This is a genomic window from Deinococcus roseus, assembly GCF_014646895.1.
GTDB lineage: Bacteria > Deinococcota > Deinococci > Deinococcales > Deinococcaceae > Deinococcus_C > Deinococcus_C roseus.
This window is the reverse complement of record NZ_BMOD01000022.1, coordinates 12122-26497: the sequence shown is the minus strand read 5'-3', so window position 1 is coordinate 26497 and position 14376 is coordinate 12122. Positions and strand designations below refer to the sequence as shown.

The 14376-nt window shown below is 55.6% G+C and carries 16 protein-coding genes; 2 read left to right on the top strand and 14 right to left on the bottom strand.

Features of this window, described 5'->3' with window-relative positions:
• Positions 1–35 precede the first annotated feature (35 nt).
• The 7 genes from ppk1 to IEY52_RS20460 all read right to left on the bottom strand — a co-directional run bounded on the left by ppk1 (position 36) and on the right by IEY52_RS20460 (position 7570).
• The gene (gene ppk1, locus IEY52_RS20490; protein WP_189006161.1) at positions 36–2099 is read right to left on the bottom strand and encodes a polyphosphate kinase 1; all 2064 of its coding nucleotides are present in this window, start codon (positions 2097–2099) and stop codon (positions 36–38) included.
• Between the two features lie 87 nt (positions 2100–2186).
• Positions 2187–2597 carry a cupin domain-containing protein gene (locus tag IEY52_RS20485; RefSeq protein ID WP_189006158.1) on the bottom strand — a complete coding sequence of 137 codons (411 nt, stop codon included), beginning with the start codon at positions 2595–2597 and terminating at the stop codon, positions 2187–2189.
• A gap of 116 nt (positions 2598–2713) precedes the next feature.
• Positions 2714–3931, bottom strand: a complete 1218-nt coding sequence (gene fabF, locus IEY52_RS20480; RefSeq protein ID WP_189006349.1) for a beta-ketoacyl-ACP synthase II — start codon at positions 3929–3931, stop codon at positions 2714–2716.
• A gap of 251 nt (positions 3932–4182) precedes the next feature.
• Positions 4183–5352: a mechanosensitive ion channel family protein gene (locus tag IEY52_RS20475; RefSeq protein WP_229684891.1), complete on the bottom strand. Its 1170-nt coding sequence runs from the start codon at positions 5350–5352 to the stop codon at positions 4183–4185.
• Positions 5353–5448: 96 nt separating this feature from the next.
• On the bottom strand, positions 5449–6438 hold the full coding sequence (plsX, locus tag IEY52_RS20470; protein WP_229684890.1) for a phosphate acyltransferase PlsX: 990 nt from the start codon (positions 6436–6438) through the stop codon (positions 5449–5451).
• A 125-nt stretch (positions 6439–6563) separates the two neighbouring features.
• Complete coding sequence (locus IEY52_RS20465; protein ID WP_189006150.1) at positions 6564–7148, bottom strand: LabA-like NYN domain-containing protein; 585 nt, start codon at positions 7146–7148, stop codon at positions 6564–6566.
• Positions 7149–7252: 104 nt separating this feature from the next.
• Positions 7253–7570: a DUF309 domain-containing protein gene (locus IEY52_RS20460; RefSeq protein ID WP_189006147.1), complete on the bottom strand. Its 318-nt coding sequence runs from the start codon at positions 7568–7570 to the stop codon at positions 7253–7255.
• Between the two features lie 93 nt (positions 7571–7663).
• Here IEY52_RS20460 and trxA point away from each other — a divergent pair, with 93 nt between their 5' ends.
• Positions 7664–7996, top strand: a complete 333-nt coding sequence (gene trxA / locus IEY52_RS20455; protein ID WP_189006144.1) for a thioredoxin — start codon at positions 7664–7666, stop codon at positions 7994–7996.
• A gap of 322 nt (positions 7997–8318) precedes the next feature.
• Here trxA and IEY52_RS20450 read toward each other — a convergent pair whose 3' ends face one another.
• Both IEY52_RS20450 and IEY52_RS20445 read right to left on the bottom strand, forming a co-directional pair.
• A complete protein-coding gene (locus IEY52_RS20450) occupies positions 8319–9215 on the bottom strand; it encodes a WD40 repeat domain-containing protein (protein ID WP_189006141.1) in 897 nt (298 codons plus the stop codon).
• Between the two features lie 328 nt (positions 9216–9543).
• Positions 9544–10089 (bottom strand): RBBP9/YdeN family alpha/beta hydrolase, encoded by a 546-nt coding sequence (locus IEY52_RS20445; protein ID WP_189006139.1) that lies wholly within the window; start codon positions 10087–10089, stop codon positions 9544–9546.
• Between the two features lie 177 nt (positions 10090–10266).
• Between IEY52_RS20445 and ilvA the strand changes: the two genes are divergently transcribed.
• Entirely contained in the window at positions 10267–11337 is a 1071-nt protein-coding gene (gene ilvA / locus IEY52_RS20440; protein ID WP_189006136.1) for a threonine ammonia-lyase, biosynthetic, read from the top strand.
• Positions 11338–11607: 270 nt separating this feature from the next.
• Here the strand turns inward: ilvA and rplQ are convergent, their stop codons facing one another.
• Genes rplQ through rpsM form a run of 5 tightly spaced genes read right to left on the bottom strand, consistent with a single transcriptional unit; the run spans position 11608 to position 14375 of the window.
• Complete coding sequence (rplQ, locus tag IEY52_RS20435) at positions 11608–11958, bottom strand: 50S ribosomal protein L17 (protein ID WP_189006133.1); 351 nt, start codon at positions 11956–11958, stop codon at positions 11608–11610.
• 10 nt (positions 11959–11968) lie between these two features.
• On the bottom strand, positions 11969–12958 hold the full coding sequence (locus IEY52_RS20430) for a DNA-directed RNA polymerase subunit alpha (RefSeq protein WP_146887821.1): 990 nt from the start codon (positions 12956–12958) through the stop codon (positions 11969–11971).
• Positions 12959–12969: 11 nt separating this feature from the next.
• Positions 12970–13584: a 30S ribosomal protein S4 gene (rpsD, locus tag IEY52_RS20425; protein WP_189006130.1), complete on the bottom strand. Its 615-nt coding sequence runs from the start codon at positions 13582–13584 to the stop codon at positions 12970–12972.
• 5 nt (positions 13585–13589) lie between these two features.
• Entirely contained in the window at positions 13590–13982 is a 393-nt protein-coding gene (gene rpsK, locus IEY52_RS20420) for a 30S ribosomal protein S11 (RefSeq protein ID WP_189006113.1), read from the bottom strand.
• 12 nt (positions 13983–13994) lie between these two features.
• The gene (rpsM, locus tag IEY52_RS20415; RefSeq protein WP_189006094.1) at positions 13995–14375 is read right to left on the bottom strand and encodes a 30S ribosomal protein S13; all 381 of its coding nucleotides are present in this window, start codon (positions 14373–14375) and stop codon (positions 13995–13997) included.
• Position 14376: the final 1 nt, after the last annotated feature.

The following is a 14376-nucleotide window of genomic DNA, read 5'->3' as shown; positions in this document are numbered from 1 at the left end:
GAGAGGAAAGCGATGCGAAGCGAGCGAGGAGAGGGTCAATCCTCCACTTCCTCCAGTGCCCCATGCTTGAGCATGAAATGCCGCTGGGAACTGAAGGTTTTGCTGCCCCGCACTTTTTCAAATTTACCGTCCGGGAAAAGCTGCCAGCTTCCCCGGGTGTCTTTCCATTCGGCCTCAATGAGGTTGAGCAGGTAACGCTGGTGCGTCTGGCTGCCCACTGGAACCACCACTTCAACACGGCGGTTGAGGTTGCGGGTCATCCAGTCTGCGCTGCCAATGTAAACCTCATTGGCCCCGGCATTGTGGAAGGCGTAAATGCGGGCATGCTCCAGAAAGCGCCCAATGATGGAACGCACCACGATGTTCTCACTCACACCAGGAACCCCAGGCCTCAAACAACACACCCCCCGGATGATCAGGCGGATGTGCACGCCAGCCTGGGAAGCCTGATAGAGCTTCTGGATCAGGCCTGGATCGGTGAGGCTGTTCATCTTGGCAGAGATGGCTGCAGGCTGTCCAGATTGGGCATGCGCAATTTCCCGGTCAATCAGGGTGTAGAAGTCATGGCGCATGCGTTCGGGAGCCACCAGCATTTTGCGGTAGGTGGCTTCTGCATACCCGGTCAGGCGGTTGAAGAGTTCGCTGGCATCAATGCAGATGCTTTTGTCTGCAGTCAGGTAAGAGATGTCGGTGTAAACAGCAGCCGTTCTGGGGTTGTAGTTGCCTGTCCCAACGTGCACATAGCGCCTCAGACCGCCCTGCTCCCGGCGCACCACCAGCGTCACCTTGGCGTGGGTTTTCAGCCTGGGAAGACCATACACCACGTGAATCCCGGCCCGTTCCAGCGCACGTGCCCAGGTGATGTTGCGCTGCTCATCAAAGCGGGCTTTCAGTTCCACCAGGGCCACCACCTGTTTCCCGGCCTCTGCAGCCTGGGTCAGGGCACGCAAAAGCCTGCGGTCACCCCCGGTGCGGTACAGGGTCTGTTTGATGGCCAGCACATCAGGGTCTTGCGCTGCAGCCTCAATGAACTGCAAGACCCCCTCGAAAGACTCATAGGGGTGGTGCAGCAGGACATCCTGTTGTTGCAGGGTGCAGAAGATGCCCTCCTCCCCTTCCAGGTCGGGAATGCTTGCAACATAAGGGATGTAGGTGAGTTGAGGATGGGTGGGGGCCAGCATGTTCACCAGGCCCATGAAGTCTGCAACCCCAAGGGGGCCAGAAAGCAGAAAAACATCCTGGCGGGTCAGCCTCAGGCGCTCAATCAGTTCCGAGAGCAGGCGCTCAGGGATGTCGGGATTGGCCTCCAGGCGCACCACAGCCCCGAAACGCCTGCGCCTCAGGCCATCTTCGATGGTGGCGAGCAGGTCTTCGGCTTCCTCTTCTTCAAATTCATAGTCGGTGTTGCGGGTGACGCGGAACACGTGGCTGCTGACCACCGTGCGTCCCCTAAAAAGCTCCGACAGGTGAGCAGCAATGATGTCTTCCAGAAACATGTACTGACCACTGGAGATCTTCACCACCCGGGCAAGCACCCCTACAGGCACCTTCACCCGGGCCAGTTCGATGCCCTCATCCTCTTCCAGAATCACTGCGAGGTTGAGGCTCAGGTTGGAGATGTAGGGAAAGGGATGACTGGGGTCCACGGCCAGAGGGGTCAGAACCGGGTGAACTTCCTTGAGGTAATACTCTTTGAGTTCTGCCCGAACTTCATCTTCCAGCTCTGAATACTTCACAAACTGAATGCCGTGTTTTTCCAGGTTTTCCAGGTTGGTCTGCAGGTTGCGCTGCAGGTTGGCCATCATTTCAGGCATGTGCTTGCGCACCAGATCCAGGTTCTGGTGCGGGGTCAGGCCATCCGGGGTGTGACTGCGCACATGGGCAGCAATCTGCCGGTGAATGCCTGCCACCCGCACCATGAAGAATTCATCGAGGTTGCTGCCGCAAATGGCAGAGTACTTGACCCGTTCCAGCGGCGGGTTTTTGGGATGCATGGCTTCGTAACGCACCCGTTCGTTGAATTCCAGCCAGGCCAGTTCACGGTTCAGGTAAGCCTCTCTGGGCAATTTATCGACGGTTTGATGACTTTCCACTGACATATGTTCTTTTCATTCTAGACCCGTCAGATGATCGTCAGATCAGGGGAATGTCAGGTGTTCTTGACCTGTCTGTATTCTGCAGCCATTTCAGAGGTGCACAAGGTCCAGTTCAGGCAGCAGGGTGACGCTTTCCTGTTCATTGGGATCGGTGCGGGACAGCACAGCCAGGGCCTCCTCGGTTTCGCTGAGGTTGTAAGGCAGGTGGGGCATGTTGGCTGGAATGTACAGGTAATCTCCCGCCTGCACCACCAGATGCTCTTTCAAACCCTCGCCGTACCACATCCCCACTGCGCCTTTCAGCATGTAAATGGCCGTTTCATGGTTCTGGTGCAGGTGGGCTTTGGCCCTCGCTCCCGGAAGAAAGGTGTTGAGGTGCAGGCAGAGGCCCTGAGATGCCGTGCTCTGGGCAGAGATGCCCATCTGGTACTGCAAACCCTGTTTGCCTCTGTACTGTTCTTCGGAGCGAACCACGGTGCAGGTGGGTAAGGTGCTTTCCATGAAAGGTCCTTTCCAGCGGTCCAGAACCGCTGTATACGATTTTCTTTAACGTATTCATACCACAAAAAAACCGCCCACGTGGGCGGTTTAAAAACTTAACTTTGTGTACTCAACACTCAAACATAACGTTTGAAAACCAGCACAGCGTTCTGGCCCCCGAACGCAAAGGAGTTGGACATGGCGTACTCCACCTGCTGTTCTCTGGCCTGGTTGGGAATGTAATCCAGATCCAGCTCGGGATCAGGATCATCGTAATTGATGGTGGGAGGCAGCACTCCATACTTGAGGGCCTGGGCGCAGGCAATGGCCTCCACAGCCCCTGCAGCACCCAGCAGGTGGCCCGTCTGGGACTTGGTGCTGCTCACGGCCAGCTTGTAAGCATGGTCTCCGAACACAGACTTTAGAGCCTGGGTTTCGGCCAGATCGTTGGCAGGGGTGGAAGTGCCGTGGGCATTCACATAACCAATCTGCTCGGGCTCCACACCAGCACTTTTGAGCGCACGGCGCATGGCCAGGGCAGCCCCACGTCCTTCTGGAGCAGGCATGGTCATGTGATACGCATCTGCACTGGTGCCATAACCCACCACTTCAGCGTAAATGCGGGCACCGCGTTTCAGGGCATGTTCCAGTTCTTCGAGCACCACAATTCCAGCCCCTTCACCCATCACGAAACCATCTCTGGATGCTGTGAACGGACGGCTGGCTTTCTCAGGGGCATCGTTGCGGGTGGACAGGGCCTTCATGCTGGCAAAGCCACCCATGGACATGCCTGTGATGGCAGCCTCTGCGCCCCCCGTCAGCATGATGTCAGCTTCACCGCGCTGGATGATGCGGAAAGCATCCCCAATGGCTCCACTTCCCGTTGCACAGGCGGTCACCACAGTGCTGCTGGGTCCCATCAGGCCATAACGCATGGCCACCTGACCTGCAGCCATGTTGGCAATCATGGTAGGAATGAAAAAAGGAGAAATCCGGTTGGCCCCCTTGTTCACAAAAGTGACCGCAGCTTCCTGGTAGGACTCAAGTCCTCCAATTCCACTGCCAATCAGTGCACCGGCATGCTCTCCGACCACGTCTTCTTCTTTCAAACCTGCATCTTCCAGGGCCAGGGCAGCCCCCACCATGGCCAGTTTGACAAAACGGTCCATGCGTTTGGATTCTTTGGGATCCAGCCATTTCAAGAAATCCAGGTGAATTTCGCCCACAATTCGGCTGTTGATCATGCTGCCATCAAAATACGTCAGCGGTCCCACTCCACTTTTGCCAGAGTGCTGTCCTTCCAGAAAAGCCTCTGCACCCACTCCGATGGGTGTCACTGGACCCACCCCTGTCATCACAACTCGCTTCACGTCGCTCCTCCTCAAAACGTGTGTCTACGCACTAAACACAAATTATATCCTGTAGCAGCTGAAAATCACCTGTTTGAACCTGGTTCAAAGCCGCAATGGGCAAAAGGCCCAGAAACCTTACAGGCCTTCCAGAACGACTTTCTCCTGCCCATTTTGCTGCTTCAGCCTTACAAGAAGCAAGCCATTCGTCTGGTGCTTTGCCAGACATGGTCTTTTTCTGCAGAAGATCAATCAGCTCAGACATTCATGTCCGTGTCTGCCCCCACATCGGGCCGCTTTTTCATGTCTGCCTTGAATTCTGCTGGAGGGGTCTGTTTGAATTCCACCAGCAGTGGCTCTCCTCCCCAGTTGATGGTCTTTCTGGAGAAGGGAATCATGATTTGGGCTTCGTCCATGGCCCGCTTGATGCGGCGGTTGAATTCCCGTCCCAGTGCCCACTGGGATTTGGGGAGCACCTTGAACAGGGCGCGGATGTTGACTGCATCCAGGTTCAGGGCCGTTACACCCTGCACTTCTGGGGCCTCCAGGAAGTGGTCTTTCCATTCAGCATCCTCGTACAAATCACCTGCCACTTTTTTGACCACCTCAATGGCCCGGTCCAGATCGGCATCGTAACCCACACTGAGGTTGGCCACAAAGCGGCTCCACTCTTTGGACTGCACACTCACGGTCTGAATCTGGCCGTTGGGGATGATGTGCACGGTGCCATCCAGTGCCCGCAGGTGGGTGACCCGCAGGTTCAACTTCTCCACCCCGCCAGAAAGGTTGGGATTGTTGTTCACAATGATGGAGTCATCCACCCCGTACTGGTCTTCCAGCAGGATGAAAAAGCCCGAGAAGATGTCCTTGATCAGGCTCTGGGCACCAAAAGACACCGCCAATCCCAGCACCGACACCGAAGCCAGCAAAGCACTGGAACGCACACCCAGGTTGTCCAGCACCATCACGAAAGCCAGCAGCACAATCACCACGGTGGCGGTGCTGCGCAGCACTCCGGTGAGGGTCCTCACCCGCACGGTACGGCGGCTGAACTCACTTCCTGGAACAATGCGCTCAGCCAGGGTGTTGACCACCCTGAGGGCCACATAACTCAGCAAAATCACGGCCACAATGCGGCCTATCACCTGGGTGAACCAGGCCACCACCTCGTTGCCCTGCTGGTAGAAAGCGGCGAACTGCTCCATGTGCAGGCTGTAAATGCCCACCACCACGGCCATGTAAATGACCACAGCGGTCCAGCCCAGTCGCACATAACGAAAGAGTTTAAGGTCCTGCACACCTGCAGCACTTTCAGCATAACGTTCTGCAAAACGCAGGGCTTTCGAGCCAATCACCCACATTGCATAAAGCACTGCGAGCCTCAGCACCAGTGTGATGATCATCTGGGGTTGCAAAAAATCCAACATGGTACTCAGGCTAACAAAAAAGCTTAAGAGTTCCATGCTGGAAGGTTCAGCAAGCATTCATCCCTTTGTGCTGCTCTGGTGCTGCTCTGGTGCTGCTCAGGTGCTGGAGAGGGCCTTCAGTTTGCCCAGCACATCCTTCTGGTAGGCTTCGTGGGCCACCCGCACAGCATTTTTCACTGCTCTGGCATCTCCACTGCCGTGCCCAATGAACACCAGACCCTGCACCCCCAGCAGCACACTGGCTCCATACTCACTGGGATCCACCCGTTCAGCAATCTTTTTGAGGGCAGGGCGCACCAGCAACGCACCCATTTTGGCCACAAAACTGCTGGTCAGGGCATCCCGGATCCAGCCCATCAGCACTTTTGCTTCACCTTCAGCGGTCTTCAGGACCACATTTCCGGTGAAACCATCGGTCACGATGATGTCGGTGGTTCCCTTGAAGATGTCCTTGCCTTCCACATTTCCGTAAAAGTTGATTTCCGGGGTGGCTTTCAGGAGGGGATGGGCTTCCAGCACCAGCGCACTTCCCTTGTGCTCTTCCTCGCCAATGGACATCAGGCCCACTGTGGGTCTGGAACGGTTGTGCACCGCCTGATAGTAAGCAGAGGCCAGGACCGCCCACTGCTGCAGATAAGGGGCCTTGATGTCTGCATTGGCCCCCACATCCAGCAAAGCACAGAAGCCTTTCTGAGAAGGAATGTAGGCCATGATGGCCGGGCGGTCCACCCCTTTGAGGCGACCCAGCGTGAAGAGGGCACTGGCCATGGTGGCTCCGCTGTGCCCCATGGAAACGGTCGCTCCGGCTTTTCCTTCCTTAACCAGTCTTGTGCACACGTTGATGCTGGCTTCGGGTCTGCGCCGCACATCCGAGGCGTGTTCATCCATGGTGATGAAATCCGGTGTGTGATGAATCTGAATGTTGTTGTTCTGAGGGTGCTTCTTCAGCTCTGCCTGCACCTGGGCTTCATCGCCCACCAGCAAGACAGGTATTCCCAGCCCAGCAGCCTCCAGGGCCCCGGCCACCACCACACCGGGTCCGAAGTCACTGCCCATGGCATCGAGTGCAATTGGTAAAGTCTCCATCCGAAAAAGCATTATAAACCCTGGCGGTGTGCAGAAAACTGAACTGGGGTGATGCCGGGGATCCTCGGCTGAAACAGACAACAAAAAAAGCAGGGTCTCCCCTGCCTCGATGTTGGAACCTGGACTCAGAACTCTTCTGAATCGTCAGAATCGCTGGAAGGCATGTAGTAGGGCTTGGTCTCGGTGCGCATTTCGCTGGGGAGGCGGTAGCCAGGACGTTCCACAGAGCTGCGGATGTCTTTCAGGTCAATGTACTCGTCTGCAGCGTTGCGCAGTTCGTAGCTGGTCATCTCGGGGATGCTGGCAACAATCACACGCTTGCCCTTGAAGCGCAGCACTTCACAGGGGCGCTCGAAGTCGCCGTCACCGGTCAGCAGGATGGCAGTGTCATAGAGGTCGGTGGTGGCCAGCAAATCGGTCACGATCTCGATGTCGAGGTTGGCCCGGCGGTGGGTCTCACCGGTTTCGCTGTCGGTGATTTCGCGCAGGGGCTTGGTGCGCACGGTGTATCCCATGTAGGTCAGCGCATCAATGAAGCGCTTCTGCTTGTCGTCCATGGGGTAAGGGACAGCAGTGTAGTAGAAGGCATTGTAGAGACGACCTTTTTCCGCGAAATACTCCAATATCTTGCGGTGATCGAAATTCCAACCCAAACGTTTTGCAGCGGCGTACACGTTCGCGCCGTCGATGAACAGAGCCACTCGTTCCATAGGTCCACTCCTTGAGGTCAATCAATAAAATTTTGTTTCCCGGCTTGCACACGGTACTCCCCAGTATACGGTTTAACACTTGCCAGAGTAAAGCGAATTCAGCCTCAATCCAGCGGAATTTCAGGCGTCACTTCAGAATCACTCAAGGCTTCCCATACAGATTTTTTCAGCTTACACAGGTCAATTTCACCATAAAGGCAGGGCAAGGTGTTCAAATGATGTTCAGCTTTGTGAAAGTTGCGGTGGGTCAGGCTTCCATGAACCCAGCGTTTGTGCAGGGCAGCCGCCAGCAAAATCAGGGCAGACAGAAACTTTTTCTGGTCGCCTTCTGCTTCCAGCCACAGTTTTTCCCAGGCTTCATGGGCCTCCCAGTATTGCCGCGCATTGAACAGCCTGATTCCTGCTTTGAGCGCTTCTTGCATCTCTACAGTGTAGCAGGTACAAGATCTACGCTTTAAATTTTAAAGTATAACTTATCTCCCAATCTCCGGGAAACAAAGGCGTAAAATGCATTCATGGGTAAGGCACAAGAAATCACCGACCAAAATTTCGACAGCACCATTCAAGAAGGACTCACCCTGGTAGACTTCTGGGCTCCCTGGTGTGGGCCCTGCCGGATGGTTGCTCCAGTCATCGAAGAACTCGCTGGCGATTACGACGGCCAGGTCAAAGTCACCAAACTCAACGTGGACGACAACCAGGCCACCGCCATGAAATTCCGCGTGATGAGCATCCCCACCGTGATCCTTTTCAAAGACGGCCAGCCCGTCGAAGTGATGGTGGGCGCACGGGGCAAACCCCACTTCACCCAGGCCATCGAGAAACACCTCGATGTGGTGAAGAACTGAGCATCAAAAAATCAGCCACTCCCAGAAAGTGGAGCAGAAGCGGAAACAATCCGCTTCTTTTTTTATTGTTTCAGTTTTTAAAGCAGTTGACAGAAGAATAAGAGGTTGTTTCTTGGGTTCGTGTTGTTTGAAGTGTTTGAAGTGTTTGAAGTTGTTTGAAGTTGTTTGAAGTTGTTTGAAATAGGAGGATTCGTAACTACTCAACACGGAAACGCTCTTGTGCGCTGAGTAGTTACTTTTACGGAAAATATTAACTTAAAAGATTTAAGTGAGATATGAAAATTATATTGTATTTTGTATAAAGCAATTGCAGCTGTTTAATCTAAACCAAAGACCAAATTTCAATTTTTGACTCCATTTTCACGAATACGGTCTGACTGGTTTTGGAAAAGACACCCCACTGTGTACTATCTTTGGGATTTCCAAAACTTGCCACCATTTTTCTGGTTTCGATGTTCCAGATTTGCAACAGGCCCTGCTGTCCTTTGCGAAGAGAGTCCTGACCCACCAGGATGGACTTCCCATCTGGACTGAAGTTCAGGAAAGTGGCGTAAAACAAGGACGTTTTGAATTCTGCTGTTTTCTTGAAGGTTCTGGGATTCCAGAGCATCACTTCACCAGAATCGATCACCGTGGCGAGGGTGTTACCTGCAGGATCAAAAGAGAGAGCAGTGTAAGCAAAAGCGTCGTTCAGTAGCGTTCTGGACAGCATTTTTCCACTTGAAAGGGAAACGAAGTATAGGGATGATCCGGTATAGCTGGCTCCAACGTCTCCCTTTGCAGGCACAGCCAGTTGAAGGGCAGACAGGTCTTTCCAGGGACGGTCCATTTTGCCCGTGTGGGTGTTCCAGCGCAGCACTTCATTGTTGTGGTTGACCGCATAGAGGAACGCACCATCTGGAGTGATGTGGCTTTCATCCATCGACCCGGGAGGGGTGGGAATCACCTTCAGGGGCTTCCAGTTTGCGGTCTGGTAAACCAGCAGTCCAGGGGATCCCTGCTCGGTTTCATCCACAAACACATAAAGGGTTTTGCCATCTGGACTGAATTGCAGTTCCTGGGCAAAGCCTGGAAGTTTCACCTGTTTGATGCGTTTGAGGGTCTTGAGGCTGAACACATCCAGGGCATTGTCAACATTGACAGCAACAAGCCAGTCGTGTGTTTCGTCCACAGCGAAACGGGCAGCGTGGGTGGTGGAAAGGGGGATTGTCGCTTTCAAGACGTAATCCGCACAAAAGCCTGTGGAGGTGAGGAAAAAGAGCAGGACGATACCGGTTTTCAGCCACATGTATGGGAGTTCCTTTCAGGATCTTGGGGTTGAGGCTCGTGTCGTCACCAGGGCCTGAAAGGTGGTTCCTGGCACAACAGCGTAAGTCGCCCATAGCATCTGTCTCTGATCATAAACGAATGCCACCACCTGATACCCTTTCGCGGTGACTGCCATCTACAGGCCCAGAGGGTTCTCTTGAACACAAAAGCAACTGCCCAGCTTAGAAAGCTTTTGCCGTGCTGAGTAATTACGGAGGATTCTTCTGAATCCTCCTATTTCACGGATCAACGCAGTAGGGTTCCAGCAAGGCTTGCAGCAACCGGTATCCTTCAGGCCAGTCGCCAAGACCGGAAGCACTGTTGATGTGGCCCTTCTCTCCCACATTCACCAGTTGCCCTCCCCAGGCCTGGACCAGCTGTTCTGCCTGTTCCAGAGAGGCATAAGGGTCATTGCTGCTGGCCACCACAAGCACCTGAAAAGGCAAAGGCTCCAGATGCATGGGCACAAAATTCTGCAGCTCTGCAGGCACGTCAGGTCCATCCAGATAAGGAGGGGCCACCATCAGGACAGCTTTCACAGGGTGGTTGATCACACAACATCCCCAATGCGCCACCGCCTGACAGCCCAGACTGTGGGCCACCAGAACGGTGCTCTCTTCTGACTGCCCTATCGCTTCATCCAGTTGTGCCACCCAGTCCCTGAGTTGTGGGGTTTCCCAGTCTTGCTGTTCCACCCGCTGAAAACCATGTTCTCTTTCCCAGATGGACTGCCAGTGTTCAGGGCCACTAGAGCCCCATCCTGGAACCGTCAGAATTCTCGTCATGGACAGATTCTAAACCAGCAGCCCTCAGCATCTCCCTGATCTGTGCTACAGTGCTCTTATGTTCGTGGTGCGAATTATTCGCCAGCTCGGGGGAATCCTCGGGTAGGCCAGCCATTCCGCCACCCTGACCCCCAGCAAGTTCTGCTGGGGGTTTTTCTTTTTGCTCTGGAGGCAACCATGCAAGAATCTGAGGCAGCAACATCCAGCAATGCAACATCCAGAAAAACAGCAGAAACAGCAGAAACAGCAGCTTTCATGGAGCAGGTGCTGAAAACCCGCGTTTATGACCTTGCCCTGGAAACCCCATTGCAGGAAGCCCGCACCCTCAGTCGGGAACTGAAAAACCGCATTCTGTTCAAACGGGAGGACATGCAGCCCATCCATTCCTTCAAGGTGCGCGGAGCCTGCCAGAAAATCAGCACCCTCTCTGACGCAGAAAAAGCCAGAGGCATCATCACTGTCTCTGCAGGCAACCATGCACAGGGGGTGGCTTACACCGCACACCATCTGGGCCTCAGAGCGGTGGTGGTGATGCCAGAAATCGCCCCCCAGATCAAAGTGCAATCTGTTCGGGACTGGGGCTCAGAAGTGATCCTGTACGGCCAGAACGTCACCGAAGCAGAACAGTACGCCCGCAAACTGCAACAGGAACAGAACCTGACTTTTGTGCATCCCTACGATGATCCGCTGGTGATCGCCGGACAGGCCACGGTGGGTCTGGAATTGCTCAGGCAGGCCCCTGCTGAACCCTACACCGTGTTCATCCCGGTGGGAGGAGGAGGCCTGATCGCCGGAATCGCCACCGTTTTAAAAGCCATCAGGCCAGACATCAAAGTGGTGGGTGTGGAACCCGAAAATGCCGACGCCATGATCCGCAGCATCCAGGCTGGCCATCAGGTCAGGCTGGACCATCTGGACACTTTTGTGGACGCTGTGGCTGTCAAACAGGCAGGCTTTCACCCCTTCAGACTGGCCCAGCAACATGTGGACGACTGGGTGACCGTCAGCAACCATGAGGTTTGCCTGGCCATCCGGGACATCTACAACAACACCCGCACCTTCATGGAGCCAGGAGGCGCACTGGGCACCGCAGGCCTGAAGAAATACGTGCAGGAAAAAGGCCTCACTGGCCAGACCCTCATCACCATCACCAGTGGAGCCAACGCAGACTTTGACCGCATCCGGGAAGTGGCCCAGAGGTTGTTTGATGGGCAGAGGCCTGTGGGAGAGAAAGGGGTGGTGTTGTAGGTGGGGGTCTTAGGGTGCTGCGGGTGAGATCCCCCTGCTTCTCGCGCTGCTTGAAGCGGTCCCCCTTGCCGATGGGGGATTGATGTGCGTCTGGGATGGTTTCCAATGTGTTATCCACCAACCCCCTTTCGTTAAGGGGGGACAGCCTTGCGCTGCGAAGCACCCAGCAAGGCAGGGGGGATCTGACCCTCAGTGCACCCAAACGCCCACCTCAACCCCCCAAACAGAAAATCCCTCCTCCCGAAGGAGAAGGGGTCGTGTTCTTGCAGCTCAGATCAGTTCGATCAGGGCAACAGGAGCGGAATCACCGCGACGCACACCAACACGCAGGATGCGGGTGTAACCACCGTTGACTCCAGCGTATTTGGGGGCGATTTCGCCGAGCAGCTTGCGCACCACTTCTTTGTCGTTGATGTCGCTGCTGATCACACGGCGGGCGTGCAGGTCGTTGCCTTTGGCAACGGTGATCAGGTGCTCAACAAAGGGGCGCAGCTCTTTGGCTTTGGCTACAGTGGTTTGAATGCGGCCTTCGCGCAGCAGGGCAGTCGCCTGGGCGCGGGCCAGGGCGGTACGTGCGCTGCTGTTGCGGTTCAGTTTGCGGCCAGCTCTACCGTGACGCATGTCTTACTCCTTATTCCTTCAAGCTCAGTCCGTGCAGGGCGAGCTGTTGCTTTATCTCATCGAGTGAACGCTCCCCGATGCCAGGGACCTTTTTGAGGTCTCTGTCCGAAAGGGCGCACAGGGCATCCACGGAATCAATCCCTTCCTCTTTGAGGGAGTGCAGAACCCTTGTGGTCAGGCCCAGGCCGTCGAGGGTCACTCGGGGCTGGAGCTGCTCGGGGAACGGCTCGGGGTTGATGTTCACGCTGGTGATGATGGGCGTTTCCGGATACACCGTGGTGGCAGGCACCGTGGGGATGCTGGTCACAACAGTGGGGCTGGGGGTGGTTTCAACGGTGTCACTGAAGACAGTGAGTTCATTCCGCAGGATCTCCACGGCTTTGTCCAGGGCCATTTTGGGGTCGATGGAGCCGTCCGTCCAGACGCGAATGATCAGGCGGTCCAGGTCGGTCTGCTGTCCCACACGGGTGTCTTCCACGTGGTAGGCAACGCGCTTCACAGGGGTGAAGATGGCGTCGACAGGGATGGAGTTGATGCGGTCCTTGATGGCGTGCTTGTCCGCAGGGACGTAGCCTTCGCCTTCTTCAACGCGCACTTCCATCACCAGTTTGCCGCCCTCGGCGAGGGTGGCAATGACCTGGTCGCGGTTCACAATTTCCGCGTCCATGGGAACTTCAAAGTCGGCAGCGGTGACCACCTTCGGACCCTGGGCGCGCAAGGTGAGCGTTTTGGGACCGGGAGCGTGGAATTTCACCACCAGTTCTTTGAGGTTCAGGATGATCTGGATGACGTCCTCAGTGACGCCTGGAATCGTGGAGAATTCATGCAGGACATCTTCGATGTACACGCTGGTGACCGCCGTACCCGGAATGGACGACAGCAGGATGCGGCGTAGGGGATTGCCGATGGTTACGCCATAACCACGTTTGAGTGGTTCCAGGGTAAATTCACCGTAATTCCCGTCAAGGCGTGCTTTAAGCTGCGGTTTTTTGTTCTCCACGTAAACCTCCGTTAACGTGAGTAGTACTCGATGATGAAGTTCTCGTTAATGGGCAGGGCCAGATCTTCGCGGGCGGGCAGGCGCAGGAATTGTCCTTTGCCAGCCTCGGCGTCCAGGGAGAGCCAGGGGCTGCCTTTGCGTTTCTTGGCCAGCTCCAGGTTTTCCTGAATGAAACCAATGGACTTGCTGCGCTCGGCAACGGAGATTTCGTCGCCGGCTTTCACGCGGTAGGAAGCCACGTCCACGCGCTTGCCGTTCACGAAGATGTGACCGTGACCCACGAACTGGCGGGCCTGGCGGCGGGTGGAGGCGAGGCCCATGCGGAACACCACGTTGTCCAGGCGGCTTTCGAGCAGCTGAAGGAACACAGTGCCGGTCACGCCGGGAACGTTGGAAGCTTCCTCAAACAGGTTGCGGAATTGCTTCTCGTTCACGCCGTACAGACGGGCAAGTTTCTGTTTTTCACGCAGACGGACCCCGTAGTCGGAGGTCTTGCTGCGGCGAGCGCCGTGCTGTCCTGGAGGACGGGGACGACGGTCGAGGAACTTCTGGACTTTTTCGGTCTCAGCCAGGTTGACGCCTTCGCGACGGCTGAGTTTAACAACTGGACCACGGTAACGACCCATCTAACTCACATCCTCTTTTTCTTGGGCAGGCGGCAGCCGTTGTGGGGAACGGGAGAGTCATCCATGATGGATTTGACATCGATGCCGCTGGCTTGGATGGCGCGGATGGCCTGTTCACGGCCGGATCCGGTGCCACGCACGACGACTTCCACCTGGCTCATGTTGAAGGTGCTTTGCGCCTTCTTCACCGCGTCAGCGGCGGCCAGTTGAGCAGCGTAAGGGGTGCCCTTCTTGCTGCCTTTGTAGCCGATGGTGCCGCCCGAGGACCATGCGAGAGAGTTGCCGTCCATGTCAGTGATGGTGACGATGGTGTTGTTGTAGGAAGCGTGGATGTAAGCACGGCCATGGGGAATGTTACGCCGGGTACGCTTGGTTCTGGTGGTCTTCGCTTTAGCCATTTCAATTCACCCTTACTTCCGCGCGGCTTTCTTCTTACCGGCAACGGTCTTGCGGGGACCTTTACGGGTACGTGCGTTGGTCTTGGTACGCTGACCACGCACGGGAAGGCCACGGCGGTGACGGAGGCCACGGTAGGCACCGATGTCCATCAGACGCTTGATGTTCTGACCGATTTCGCTCTTGAGGTCACCCTCGACTTTGTAGGTCTTTTCGAGGTCCTCGCGGAGCTTGGTGATTTCTGCTTCGGTCAGGTTCTTCACGCGGGTGTCGGGGTTGACGCCAGTGCGTCCCAGAACTTCGCGGGAACGGGTGAGACCAATGCCGAAAATGTAGGTGAGCGCGATTTCAATGCGCTTTTCACGTGGGATATCAACACCTGCAATACGAGCCATG